This is a genomic window from Marinomonas sp. FW-1 (genome assembly GCF_005222245.1).
Lineage (GTDB): Bacteria > Pseudomonadota > Gammaproteobacteria > Pseudomonadales > Marinomonadaceae > Marinomonas > Marinomonas alcarazii.
Genome location: NZ_CP025987.1, coordinates 3,844,981 through 3,858,795 on the forward strand (window position 1 = coordinate 3,844,981; position 13,815 = coordinate 3,858,795).

12 protein-coding genes are annotated in these 13,815 nt (G+C 41.6%); all 12 read right to left on the reverse strand.

Annotated elements, in window-relative coordinates:
- Position 1: 1 nt before the first annotated feature.
- Positions 2 to 1,978, reverse strand: a complete 1,977-nt coding sequence (locus C1X04_RS17835) for an ATP-binding protein (protein ID WP_217494981.1) — start codon at positions 1,976 to 1,978, stop codon at positions 2 to 4.
- Between the two features lie 17 nt (positions 1,979 to 1,995).
- Positions 1,996 to 3,249 carry a DNA cytosine methyltransferase gene (locus C1X04_RS17840; protein WP_137170608.1) on the reverse strand — a complete coding sequence of 418 codons (1,254 nt, stop codon included), beginning with the start codon at positions 3,247 to 3,249 and terminating at the stop codon, positions 1,996 to 1,998.
- A 220-nt stretch (positions 3,250 to 3,469) separates the two neighbouring features.
- Entirely contained in the window at positions 3,470 to 3,775 is a 306-nt protein-coding gene (locus C1X04_RS17845) for a hypothetical protein (protein WP_137170609.1), read from the reverse strand.
- Between the two features lie 456 nt (positions 3,776 to 4,231).
- The gene (locus C1X04_RS17850) at positions 4,232 to 4,654 is read right to left on the reverse strand and encodes a PaaI family thioesterase (RefSeq protein WP_137170610.1); all 423 of its coding nucleotides are present in this window, start codon (positions 4,652 to 4,654) and stop codon (positions 4,232 to 4,234) included.
- The gene (locus C1X04_RS17855) at positions 4,647 to 5,336 is read right to left on the reverse strand and encodes a GntR family transcriptional regulator (RefSeq protein ID WP_137170611.1); all 690 of its coding nucleotides are present in this window, start codon (positions 5,334 to 5,336) and stop codon (positions 4,647 to 4,649) included. The genes C1X04_RS17850 and C1X04_RS17855 overlap by 8 nt, the downstream gene beginning before the upstream one ends.
- Before the next feature lie 894 nt (positions 5,337 to 6,230).
- Positions 6,231 to 7,709, reverse strand: coding sequence for an NAD-dependent succinate-semialdehyde dehydrogenase (locus C1X04_RS17860; protein ID WP_137170612.1), 1,479 nt, complete (start codon positions 7,707 to 7,709; stop codon positions 6,231 to 6,233).
- Positions 7,710 to 7,719: 10 nt separating this feature from the next.
- On the reverse strand, positions 7,720 to 8,724 hold the full coding sequence (locus C1X04_RS17865; RefSeq protein WP_137170613.1) for an ABC transporter permease: 1,005 nt from the start codon (positions 8,722 to 8,724) through the stop codon (positions 7,720 to 7,722).
- Between the two features lie 5 nt (positions 8,725 to 8,729).
- A complete protein-coding gene (locus C1X04_RS17870; RefSeq protein WP_137170614.1) occupies positions 8,730 to 9,704 on the reverse strand; it encodes an ABC transporter permease in 975 nt (324 codons plus the stop codon).
- An 11-nt stretch (positions 9,705 to 9,715) separates the two neighbouring features.
- The gene (locus C1X04_RS17875) at positions 9,716 to 11,257 is read right to left on the reverse strand and encodes a sugar ABC transporter ATP-binding protein (RefSeq protein WP_137170615.1); all 1,542 of its coding nucleotides are present in this window, start codon (positions 11,255 to 11,257) and stop codon (positions 9,716 to 9,718) included.
- Positions 11,258 to 11,331: 74 nt separating this feature from the next.
- Positions 11,332 to 12,486: an ABC transporter substrate-binding protein gene (locus C1X04_RS17880; protein ID WP_137170616.1), complete on the reverse strand. Its 1,155-nt coding sequence runs from the start codon at positions 12,484 to 12,486 to the stop codon at positions 11,332 to 11,334.
- A gap of 32 nt (positions 12,487 to 12,518) precedes the next feature.
- The gene (locus C1X04_RS17885) at positions 12,519 to 13,394 is read right to left on the reverse strand and encodes an alpha/beta fold hydrolase (protein WP_137170617.1); all 876 of its coding nucleotides are present in this window, start codon (positions 13,392 to 13,394) and stop codon (positions 12,519 to 12,521) included.
- Positions 13,395 to 13,397: 3 nt separating this feature from the next.
- The gene (locus tag C1X04_RS17890) at positions 13,398 to 13,778 is read right to left on the reverse strand and encodes a hypothetical protein (protein WP_137170618.1); all 381 of its coding nucleotides are present in this window, start codon (positions 13,776 to 13,778) and stop codon (positions 13,398 to 13,400) included.
- Positions 13,779 to 13,815 lie beyond the last annotated feature (37 nt).

Consider the following 13,815-nt stretch of genomic DNA (forward strand, 5'->3'; position numbering starts at 1 on the left):
ATTACCCCTCCAGCTTAATTACTTCTATTAGATCAACAACTAAACTCTCCTGTCTCTCAAGCGTCATATTTTCCAACAGTCCATATGAATCTAGTATTTGGAGTATCGCTTCTGATTTATTCATAATTTGTTCTTGTTTGGTTTTATTCCTTACCATTAGTTTGAAGACACTATGAATTTTATCCGAAGATACAATGAAACTATCGGCTAAAACAGCCTTATCATTACTTAACTCACCTGCCTCATCACTTTCCTTGGATATAAATAAGCTAGATCTCTCATGTGGATCTTTTTTGTTAGAAATATAGCTTTTTGAAACTATATCATCCAGTGCTTTAGAAAAGTCATCTTTATAGCTTTCTTCTATTTCTTTCTTCTTTTCTTTTTTTATTTGTTTATATCTATTGACCACTTGCCTTAAAGCACTATGCAACCACCTCATAACTATTTGATAATGAGGATGTGCAATGTTAAAAGATTCTCGATCAATATTTAACGCAGAGTCCAAGCCCTTATTTACAAATATTTCAATAGTAAGCTGACTTTTTATAGTATGTTCTGCGACTTGATGCTTCATAAATGTTTCATCAAACATGATTCCCGATGCATCGTTTATTCTAATCAAAGAGCCATTGTGGTCTCGAGGGCTAACTTTAGGCGTCCATAAAATATATGCCTCAAACTCTAAATTACCAGCAGAGTCTTCCAAAGCCATATCAGACAAATTAGTTTGATATTTACCAATAAATAGTATTGGTTTCTTGATCATAGCTTTTGACTCAGGCAGATCTCTAAACTTAAGAGGCCTAAATAACTTCACACCATCAACTACGACATTAAAGTCGGATTTGATTTCCTGAGAAGAAAAACCAAACTTGTCTCCTAAGCTCTCATCTTCAGATAGCAACTCTGCAGCATCAATTACTTGCCCTTTTTTCTTATTACTTATGACATAGATGTCAGGTATGTCTTTCTTAGTAAGGTGAAATGGGTGCTTTTCTATATAAGGAAGTGGTATAGAAAGACCAAGAGTCCAAAGCATATTGAGATAATTATCTAATACTAAATTCAGCTTTGGACTTACTGCGTTCTTAGTTTTATCCAGAATACCTTCATAAAGTTTTTTAAACCTTTCTTCCGGTAGAGTATCATCTGTCCAAGGCAATTCTGGAGATCTAGCCATTTCTTTCTGGTAAACATGGATACCATCAGAGTCTTTTTCTAGATAGCCAACATGAAAATCAGGAAGAATAGCTTTTGAGGAATCTTTAATATCATCCGATTCTTCATCTTTGTCTGTTTCGTTTTCAGTTTGCCCCCAAATATCAACACTACGTAACTGATCTTTTGCGCTTATTTTTATATTATTTAATATAATATCTGTACCATGAGCATTAATATTTTCAGTTTCTTCCTTCCAAATATCAACATTTCCTGTTTGAAAACTCTTCCCTCGATCGTCAGCAGATTTTATTTCAACACTTTCATCTGAATAGTTAAATAATTTTATTTTTGCTCGTGAGTAAAAACTATCACCTTTCTGTTTAGTTATAATCTCAAAGTCTCTTGTCAATTGAGCGACACTAAACAAACCGATACCAATTTTCCCAATTAATTTTCTTTTTTTAATTAGACTCAAACTAGAATCACTTGCATTTGTGACTTTTAGCTCTTGCCCTTTCTCTGTTCTTTTTGCACTTCCACCGATGTGGCGTATCATGTTCACTAAAGTATCGATGGACATGCCATTTCCATCATCTCTAATCGTCATGGAATTAAAACGCGGCACATCAGTACTAACGTATACATTCTCGGCATCAGCATCATATGCATTCGATATCAGCTCCCTTAAGGCTGATCCTGGTAGGCGGTATATACCATCAGTCACTCGGGCTAAAACCTTATCATCAGTTTCTAACTTAGTGCTTTGACGTACACCTTTTTTAATATTCTCTACTAGCTTTAAATCAAATTGCATGTCACTTTCCATAACGACTAAACCTTATTAGAAATTAATTTCTTTATCAAAACACCTAATATTTCAGCAAGAAATGGAGGAACAGCATTGCCCACCTGAGTATATCTAGGGCACTCTTGCGTTCTTCGTGATCCGCCAGTTGTATATTTTCCTTTGAAGACATAATCGTCTGGAAAAGATTGTATTCTGGCATTCTCTCTTACAGTTAGAATTCTTGGTTCTGAGTAATGTAACAAATCATCAGGAAGTGTTGTTAAGGTACGTGAAGGCTCAAAAGGATTCAGAACAGAAATAACTTGTTTCCGCGTACCCAGCGCTTTCTTATGTTCGTCACTAAGCCCTTTCCCAGGCTTACATAACTCAAGAATGGTTTTAAATTTCTCTATTGTCTCTGGTCGATGGCGAGCGATACGTAAGCTATTTGGTTTGGTTCGCCTCAACCCTTCTCGCATTAGTTTCTGATACGCTGTCAATCGACGAGGAGGTTTGTAGTCAATTTGCTTAAACCCTTGGGTTTGACTGCCAGAATGGTAAATCAAGGAAGAATTTGACACTTCTAAATCGCCAATAGCATCTTTTACACTTACAGGTGTTAGTGGCAATTTCTTTGAGTGCAAGAAGTCAGAGCGAATGGATGCGAGAATGTTGAATGGAGCAATCTCACCAACAGGAAGGTCTGCTCGAATACCTATCATGATAAAGCGTGTCCGTTTCTGCGGGACACCATACTGTTCACTGTGAAGGTAATCTGTGAACACTTTATAGCCTAACTCTTCAAGCCTCGCTTTTACGATCATTGAATAAGGTACTTTCTCTTGTTTGCCAGAAAGATCCTTAAATTTCGAGTTGAACCCTCTCACATTCTCTAGCACAAGGTACTTAGGAGCTATGATCTCAACCATGCGCATATATTCTTCAGACAATTTGTTGCGAGGATCAGAAGCATTTCTTCTGCCGGCAAGTGAAAAACCTTGGCATGGCGGACCACCCGCAATTAAGTCAACGCTTCCTTTGAGTGATTTTAGTTCCTCTGGGTACTGTTGCAGTAAGTCTTGAATAGTTGTGGCCTGCATAGGAAGCCATTCAGGCCAACTAAAATGGGCGTATTTACCTTCAATTAAGTTATGCTTAAAAGTATCAAAAGCCATAGGATCTTTTTCCACAGCAAAAAGCCCCTCCCAACCAGCCTTCCCAAGCCCTAAAGAAAATCCACCACAACCTGAAAATAGGTCTATATAAGTCCCAGTTTTTTTATCGCTTCCCGATTCCATTAAAATCTACTCTATGACGTGCGCTCAAAGCCATCTCTATGATGAGCTTAGTTGATAATATGCACCAGGATACAACAAATGCGCCACATCACAAATTACCAGTTGTAAATATGCATTTTATTTTAGAAAGATATCTAACGCTAATACTGAAATACTTATTCTGGAAGTGTTGGTATAACTTTTTGTAAAGACTCTTAGAACCTGAAATCATTGAAAAGAATCAGTGCATCTCAATCACAAACTGAATCATCGCACCTGGCACTTCTGATTGAAGAAGAACTTCTTTGGATGAATCGCTGTAGATCTCCGGCGATTCATCGTCGCCCTCGTTCACAGCATAGCTGATGGTATATCTCGGAGAGTCTTCGTTCTCGCGGTATTGTGGGTTCTGGTGTTCCACCCAAAGGAGGTAATAAGCATCGTTCTGTTGAAAGTAGAACGACGTGCAAATATCGTTTGGTGACGTATTGTTCGTAAGTGCGACAGGCAAATCGCTTGCATTAAAGCCAAGTTTTAAGTTTTCCATATTATCAGCCTCCATACTGTTTTAATATACAGTATAAATCAATCTTTGATGAAAACCAGGGCACACTATCCTATTTAGTTAAATTTCTATTAGTCTCGAATTGTATTATTCACAATCATAACAACGTCCGTGATCACGACATTTTTCCACGCTCTGGGATCAGGCAGACCTAAAAAAGAAAACACTAGTTTGTACCTTGCGGTTCTACCACAAACTATTAGCAATTCAGCAGCCTACAATTTAAAAATGAGAGAAAGTAAAGAAAGCGAGTGAAGGACTGTTTTCACTCAAAACGTCTTACACTTTACGCGCATAAAAATGTAAGTTTGCGCACTTTTACGTATGCAAAAGTGCGTGTTAGATTGAAGCAATGAGGCGATAGCAAAGGATTGTTAGTTTATGATTCTGACATGATTCACAAGCGTTAAGCAGCAAAGGTCATAGCATTGTGTCTAACTAATTCCAGCTAATTGTCATTTGTGTTTGTGTGATAACTGCTGCTAAAGCGTTATCTTCCCTAAAAATTTTAGTCTGCCATATCATTATTTTCTTACCGATATTAATCGGTTCGCATACGCCTTTGACGACACTACCAATTTGAACGGCTCGAATGAAGTTGGTCTTACTTTCGACGGTAACAGTGGAGTAACCTGAATCTAGGTTAGCAGCGGCAGCTAGTCCGCCCAGTACATCGGCGAAGCCCATTATCGCTCCACCATGCATCACTCCGTTTCTGTTCGCGTGCTTAGGGGTGACGACAAGCTGCCCAACAACTTTGTCCGCAGTCACGTCAACGATTTCGACACCTAATTCTTCAGCGAAAGGCGGTAACTTAGACAAATTTTCTTGCATTCTCGCACCATAGGTTGGTTTAATCATCAGAGCTCTCAATACCTTTTGGCTTCGATTCTGATAGCAGTTCAATGATATTTTTCTCCGACATCTCGATATGACGTTTAGCGGCCTCACCTGCTAGAAACTCGTCTCTACTAGAAATCGCCTGAATGATACTTTTAAGCTCTTCTGCGGTATATTTTAGCCTTCCTGGACGCCCCATTGAGAGAGTACGAAATAGACTCACTCGATTATTTAGCTTGCTCAGTTGATCTTGAATAATTCTATTTTCATTTATCGAAAGCAGGCAGTCGTAAAATCGATTTTTTAGATCTCTACTGTTCTCACCATCTAGCTTGTCATCCACAAATTCACAAAAGTCTTCGACTGATGAGTTTAACTTCGCCAAATCCTTATCTGTGCCATGTAAGACAAAGTTTTGTACAGCCAGAGCCTCTAGAGCGCCTCGTACTTGGTATATTTGTTTAACATCTGCAATATCTAAACTGGTGACAACTGCGCCTTTATGCGGCACGATGGTGACTAGGCCTTCTGCTTCTAAACACCTCAAGGCCTCCCTCAGTGATGTTCTACTAATATCCAGCTCTGCACATAAATCTTGTTCTATCAGACGTTGTCCTGGCTTAAATCTACCGGAAAATATCTCTTCTTTTAATACCTCCTGTATTTGATACCGCAATGATGCTTTTTGCTTTAAAACTCGCATGTAAACTTACCTTTCTGTAAGTGGTCAAATGAAGCTGACCACCGCTTTATAGTTAATCCAGTACAGCTATTCTGTTTTATTCAGGCTCATACATGCGTGGTGCCGTTGGAGTCTTAGCTGACTGTAATACCTGATGATGTATTTCTTAAATGATGTTTGGCTTATTTGAATAAGTGATAACCACATAGTTACCCCCATTCTGTTTTTAAAGCTTCTCTAGAGTCGTTCCTTTTGGCGCGCATTATACAGCAATATTCCTCATCAACTTAAACTTTGAGTCATTGGTATTACCCAAATATAAGTTACATCAACACAGCGGACGCTATCAGCGTAACTTTAAATGCTTTTCCTCGTCCCGCTGTTATAGGAGCTTACTTCGCCAGCTGCGCCCTCACTTGTTCAAAAAACTCTTTTACCAAAGCAGCTTCTAAATACATAACACAGTTTTTCGGTGGGCAACCCGTCTTGAGTTTTTTGAGTTATCGAAAACCGTTCAGGGCATCGGGCATCAAGAGAATGGCAGCCTTTAAAGATGTACTTTTCCATCTCGATGTCTCGAATACGCTATTCGAATTCTAGTATAGTTAACTATTAGGTGTCATTGGGGGGCTTTTGGACTGTCTCCGTAAGGTTTTGGTATCCGTTTCACCCATTTATCGACCAACATCCGTTACTGCTACGGTTTTAAGTCGAAATTTAGGGCTAACATTACCTGTTGTTGTTTTTATTATTTATAATTGTCGTCTTATGGCTTATTGATGCAATAAAGCACCTAACCAGATAACTCAATTTCTTACGTCACTACAAGATTTATAGGGAAATGCTCAGTGCATGGCACCGAGCATTTTGGCCTAGATATAAGTAAAAGTTTATATCTAGGCCAGGCATTGGTATTTATTCCATGCTGCCAAGGCAAACGTATTTAAGCGACAAGAAGTCGTCTAGTCCGTACTTGGAACCTTCTCTACCAAAACCGGATTGTTTAACGCCACCAAAAGGCGCCACTTCCGTTGAGATTAGGCCTGTATTTACACCAACCATGCCATACTCTAGTGCTTCAGCAACCTTCCATACCTGAGTAAGATCATTAGCATAGAAGTATGACGCTAAACCAAACTCGGTGTTGTTGGCGAGCTCAATCACTTCGTCAACCGTTTCGAATTTGAAGACTGGAGCGAGAGGTGCAAATGTTTCTTCTCTCGCAACTTTCATATCCGTTGTCACATTTTTCAGGACAGTTGGATAAGCGAATGTGCGACCAAGAGGATGTGGCTCATTTCCAGTCAGAACTTCAGCGCCCTTAGAAACGGCATCCGATATGTGATCGGATAGCTTTTCTTGCGCAGCCGCATTGATCAGAGGCCCAAGAGACGTTCCTTCATCAAAACCGTCTCCAACTTTCAGGGCTTTAACAGCGGCTGTAAGCTTTTCAACGAATTGATCATAAACTCCGGACTGCACATAGATTCGGTTAGCGCAGACACACGTCTGACCATTGTTTCTAAATTTAGAAATAATAGCCCCTTGAACGGCCTCATCTATGTTTGCGTCATTGAAGACGATAAATGGGGCGTTACCACCAAGCTCCAGACTGAGTTTTAGAATTTTCTTGGCGCCTTGAGCCATTAGAATTCGACCAACCTCTGTCGAACCGGTAAAGGTAAGTTTTTTGACAATCGGGTTACTGCACACTTCGTCACCAAAGCTTTTTGCCTCGGATGTCGGCAAAACGCTAAGAAGACCTTTTGGCAAGCCAGCACGCTCCGCCAATGCAGCTAATGCAAGGGCAGACAATGGTGTTTCCTCGGCAGGTTTAAATACCATTGAACACCCAGCGGCAAGAGCAGGCGCGAATTTACGAGCCACCATCGCCGATGGGAAGTTCCAAGGCGTTATCGCCGCGGTAACACCAATTGGCTGCTTAATAACCATGATCCGTTTATCGTTGTCATGTCCTGGAATGGTATCGCCATAAACACGCTTAGCTTCTTCGCCAAACCACTCAATATAACCAGCACCGTAAGAGACTTCGCCTCGTGCTTCAGCAAGTGGCTTACCCATTTCAGAGGTAAGAATGATAGCGAGATCTTCTTGGTTAGCGATAACAAGATCGTACCATCGACGAAGAATAACGGCTTTCTCTTTCCCAGTTGTACGAGCCCATTGTTTTTGCGCTTCTGCGGCTTTATCTATCGCTATTTTCATTTCCGTTAGCGACATGTCAGCGACGTTAGCAATGACTTCACCTGTAGACGGATTCGTCACTTCGATGGTTTTTCCTTCGCTAGAATTCACCCATTCACCGGCAAGAAGAGCTTGCTCTATTACAAGCGTAGGATCTGACAACTTACTTGATAGAGATTTTGCGATCATATAAAAACCCTTATATTTGATTACGAATATGTTTAGAGCGGGCGTAAATGGCAACCATAGGAATAATAAAGGAACCTATGACCGCCTGTTGTGCAGCAAAGCTTAAACCCAGCCCGACCAGCAACGAGGTTAAAACAGTAAGAACCAAGACACCTAGAATCGTTGCACCGTATCCCCCCGAACCACCTAACAAAGATGTTCCCCCAATGACGACTGCCGCAACAGTTGTAAAGAGGTATGGATCACCGACGCCGACAAAACCGCCGCCAGAGAATCCTAGTAGTAATACGCCAGCCGTAGCAGACATAAGACCAGAAATACCATGTACCTGAATCCAGGTACGAGATTCTGAGATTCTTAATCTATGTGCAGCAACTCGGCTTCCACCTACTGCGTAGATCCCAATACCGAACCAAGTGCTTCGCATCACCCAAATGAGCAGGATAGAGATTGCAGCCCAGATAAATACTACTGGTGGAATCTGGATCCCAAACGTGACGCCATTAAAAGCAGCCAAATTTCTAAGCCACTCAGGTATAGGAGTAAAAACATTACTTCCAAACTCAGATCCAATTGATGTGTAGATCTGTGTTGCTCCGACGACCATAAAACCGACCGCCAATGACATGATCAACGCCTGCCCCTGTAGACGGAAACTTAAGGCGCCGTTTGCTAGACCCACTAATCCACCGAGCACTAACACAATCGCTATCGCCACAATGGGTGGAACCCCAGATGACAGCAAACTAGGAAACAGAATGTTTGCGGAGCCAATCACAAATGGAATGGATAAATCTAGTCCACCAATTAGCGCACAAAGCGTTTGCCCCAACGATGCAATGCCCAAAAATGCTGCAAGTAGGAGTATTGATTTCAAGTTCTGAAAGGAAAAAAATCCTTCCAACAAAAATCCTCCCATTAGCGTAAGGAGTATTAATAGTGCGGCTCCTAGCGCTATGGATTTGTCCATAGATACTTTTGCTAAGTATCGATCATTAAAGTTACTTGTAGACATTATTATTATCCTCTCCCAACATTGGACTTATTCGATACTACGTTTACAAGCAACGACGCAGCTAAAATGCCGCCATATGCCAGCGAAGTAATGTAACCAGACAAAGACCCAAAGTTGAATGCACCCAGTAAGTAAGTGATTAGGAACATGTTCAAAGCGCCTAGAAGAGCACCCGTCGCGGTACCTTTACCTCCAGACAAACTCGCGCCCCCCAATACAAGAGCCGTAACAGCCTGCAATGTGTAGGTTGATCCTTGCGTTGGATCACCTGAGGAAATAAGCGCCGTGTAGCTAAGCGCAGCAAAGCCCGCAAAAACACCCCCTAGGGCATAAGCTAAGATGCGCACCAAATCGACTCTTACGCCAGATGTATAAGCCATTCGCTCATCAGAGCCAACAAGCATTAATTGTTTATAGAATCCAGTGCGTGTCACTAAACCCCAAATACAAAATGCCAATACCACTAGCACTAGAATAGGAGACAATATCTGTGGCTCTCCTCCACCTGACCAACTAGACATCCATTCAGGCGCAAGTCCACCAGGTCTTTTCATTACCATTAAATTGACCCCGGTCAATATCAAAAAGCCAGAAAGGGCTACAATGATTGGCGCGATACGAACGTATGTAACGATTAAAGCCTGAATGATTTGGTAGCCAGCACCCGCAATAACAGCCCAAAGGCAAAATACAATTGGGTTTGTTATATTGTTTCCTGATAGCCACGCAATAAGGGTGACATTCAGAAAACTGATTAATGGGCCAACAGATAAATCAACGGCACCACGCCCCGCCAAAACGATGGGGGTCAAGCTTAATGTCGCCAAAATAAGAGGCGCAGATACTAATATTGCATTTGAGAAGCCCGAAACAGAAAATAGTCTTGGAGCCTGAAACGCAATGGCTAAAAGTAAAATACTGAACAATACAAGTGGTATTTTTATAGAACCTAGAGATCGAAAAGTTTTCGTGATTAACATGGGTTTAATACCTATTCGATTTTAATATGTTGTCCTAGTGGCTGCCCAAACATAGCGGCCAACATGGATTCTTCACTTACAGACTGATAATCGAGTGAGCGGAAAATGGCATTCTGATAGAAAACATCTACTCTATCTGCAAAGCCTAAGAATTCCTCGATTTCTGAAGACAAGTAAACCACTGCGCCTCCAGCATCTGTAAAGTTCCTAAGTTCTTGATAAAGATCCCTTTTTGTATTCAGATCAACGCCCCTAGCCGGATCATTGAGAACAATGACTTTCGGTTGATCGGCAAAAGCTCTAGAGATCAGAACCTTTTGCTGATTTCCGCCAGAAAGCGATGTGATTTTGTTCGATGTATTGCCAGTTTTGATTTTCAGTCTTTGCACTTCATGGTTGAAAGCATTTTTTGCGTATTGCTTATTTACTTTGCCAAACCAACCTAAGTTTCGTCGGTAAATTCCAAATGCAAAATTATCGAATATGCTACGTTCTGGGAAAATCCCCTCTTTTTTTCTATCTCCGGAAACCCAAGAAATATGTAGATCAGACGCAATTTCCAATCCATTAACTTCTATTAACTCTCCATTTTCTTTCCGAAAACTTATGGTTCCACTATTTTGTTGGTAAAGCCCTGCAAGTGAACGAGCGAACAGATCTTGCCCATGACCATCTAATCCAGCCAGTCCAACGATGGTTCCAGGCTTTAATTCAAAGTCAAAAAGGTTGGCTCCTTCAGTCAACTGGAGCGACTTACCTTCTAGAATAGAATCGATGTCCTTACTTGTATCTGCCTTGATGTTTGAATTTGGCTGAGCCATTACAGTACGTTCTGTAGGCGTCATCAATTCTAATAATTTGGTTTCAGTAATGTCAGACTTTTCTAATACACCAACTGGTCCACCGTCTCTAAGAATTGTTGCGCGGTCTGCGATCTTTACAAGTTCAGCAATACGGTGTGTAACAATTAAAACGGTACAACCTTCATCGCGAAGTCGATTGATTTCAGCATGAAGACGATTTGTGGCATCAAGATCTAAGGCTGCAGATGACTCGTCTAGAATGACTACCTTTGGTTTTCTTAGAATTGCGCGTGCGATTACTATCCACTGCTTTATATTAAGTGGGTAGCTACCAACATCGGCGAACAAATCTATTTCTTGCCCAATACAGCGAGTTAGAAGTTCACTTGCTTCTCGAACCTTCTCGGACTCGTCTTTGCCCACAGACAAAAAGCCTTCCGATCCAACAAACAAGTTATCAAGCACTGTCGCCTGATCCGCTACTAATACTTCTTGAAATATTGTAGCAACGCCTAAGTTACGCGCTTCTATTGGTGTTGTGATGGTGTTATCTAAGATTTTTACATCTCCACTATCTGGGAGAAGTACACCTGATATGATTTTCGCGAGTGTGCTTTTGCCGCAGCCGTTCTCACCAACTATGGCGTGAACTTCACCAGCGTAAGCCTCAAAACTGCAATTCGATAAAGCCCGCGTTTCCCCGAAGTTTTTCGAAATACTATTTACATTAATTGTTCTTATTTTTGACATAAACATTGGTCCTGTGGCCAGAGAGATAAGTAGGTGAGGTGCTGGGCCGGATACCGGCCAGCACCTAGCTTTACTTAACTTGGATTATGAAAATATTGCTTCGCAATATCGTCAGGCCACCACTCAGAGTGAGTAGGTTGTATCCAGTCAGTAGAATTTAGATCGCAATTCTCTGGAAGTGCTTCCTTAACATCTGCTATAGAGTAAGGAAGAACAGGTCTCAACATGGACTGAATTTTCGGCCCTTGACCTTGCATTGTGCGTAACATCACATCCCAAGCTTGCGACATTTCGCGAGCTGGTGGCCAAATATGGAACGAAGAAGAGATCCAATCTGGGTGCTTACGCCAATAGCAAGCTGCTGATGCCTGTCCACCTAAGGTAATAGGAACCATAGGACGTCCAGACTGCAGCATTGCATTCAAGACGCCATTTTCTTGAGCAGATTGAGTAAGAATTCCATCTACTTTTCGAGGGTTCGTCGCTAGGAACTTCTGGACTTCAGTTTGAGCAACTTGATCCGTCCATCCGCCAGCTAGTTCCCCGATAATGTTTATATCAGAATACTCTTTAAGTGCTTTTTTCGCACCAAGATCAAAACTATCAGAAGAGGCAGCACCTGGAATACCGGATACCATAACAACATTCCCCTTACCGCCAATTTCTTCAGCTAACCACTTGCCCATTTCGTAGCCACCGAGCATGTGATTCGCTGCAACATTTACTGCGTAAGGAGACGTTACGTATCCAGAAAAGGAAAATACTGGAACACCCTTCGAATAAGCATATTTGATAGTCGAATTTAAAGCTGTTACGTTGGAGCAACAAATAATTATCGCATCCACTCCATCATCAACCATTTGGCGCATCTGTTGAATTTGTACAGAGTCACGTAGGTCAGATTGAGTTACAACCACTTCAGAAACCAGACCAGCTTCTTTTGCCTTTGGATAAAGATCGTCCATTAATTCATCCATAATAGACGCTCTCCAAGTATTACCAGCATAAGAAGAAGCGTAGCCAATTTTCCAAGGTGGCGGATTCTTAGCTTTAAAATCGGCCAGAACCGATTCTTCAAGCGGGGTTTGTGAATCGACCAGTTCGTAAATAGCTTTTTCGCTATCTGGTAACAAGTCTACCCCGTTTGCTAAAGCAGTCCCTGCAGTTAGGCTTAGATATGTAGCGCTAATTGCAGCAGCAACTAGACTTAATTTAGAGTGTTTCATCATATTTCCCTCTTTTATTTTTAGTATTTAGGCGCTTATGACTTTTCTTTGATTTCAGTAAGTATTGGGAGTAGGTATTCTCTGAACTTAGAGTAGTCTTCGGTCACTGGGAAGTGGCCTAGCTTTTCCATAGCCCAATATTTAGCACCCGGAACTTGGTCTGCAAGCTCCTGAGTATCCTGAGGTGATGTATTAGGATCATACTCACCTGTAAGCATATAGAGCATACATTTATCAGTATCAATTGCTCGCGCTTCTTCCTCTGACATGTTGTGATCGTAATAGTAGTAGTAAAGATCACCTGCGAAGACGCCTGGTCCTCCACAGCTGTACTCCCACTGGATTTCACGAACATTTTCTTCGGGAGAATATGGAGAGATATTCAACATCATCGCAGCACCCACAGATGTGCGGTTTACGTTCGGGTTATCGAACTCTTTTCGAATACCTTCCATACCTACATTGACGTATTCTTCTGCCGATCTAAGAGCGCCTTCCACCGCAATGGTTGCTCTGTAAGCATCTGGGAAGTTCGAAGCCAAATCACATGCAAGATGTCCACCCATAGAACAGCCCATGTACACTGGTCTTTCTAGCCCTAGGGCTTCAGACAAGGCGTTAGGGTAAGCCATCATGCGATCTTTGGTCATGTTGTACTCTTGCTCCCACCAGCGAACGCCGTATGGAGGGAGAGATTTACCATGGTAAGGTAGATCAAAAGCAATAACACGAAAGTGCTTGGTGACTTCTTCGTCACACAGCATGTGGCGATACTGCCGACCATCAGAGCCAGCTGTATGACCAACAATCAGAGGGATACCTTGTCCTGCTTCTTCGTAGTAGACTCGGTACTCAATACCTTCCACGGTTAAGTAAACGTAACGTCCTGTAATTGGATCATGCTTAGCCATGACTTAGGCCTCCTGACTGTTAAGATGACGAAGTAGTGATGTCATACGGTTTAGGGCGGGTAAATATGCAAATGTTTCGTGGGCTACGTTGATACGCATACCATGTTTAACCGCTGCTGACTGAATGCACTGGTAAAACGGCTTTGGCTTAACTTCCAAAAGTGCTAACCATTGCTCTTTAGTGCCACCAACGATAACTTTTGCATCCTCATCAGAAACAGTTCCACCGTCTACGACTTCAACGAGCTCCCCATCTTGGAAGATCAATGCCCATGCATGTGAATCAAAATCGATCTTGATCATTCCTGTCAGATATCGAGTTTCTCTCTTGAACTCAAAATCATTTTTTGCCAGATCGAAAAAAGTTTCTTTACTTACTTTCATAACAACCTCTTTTATTTTTATTTTCCTGTTAATCAGG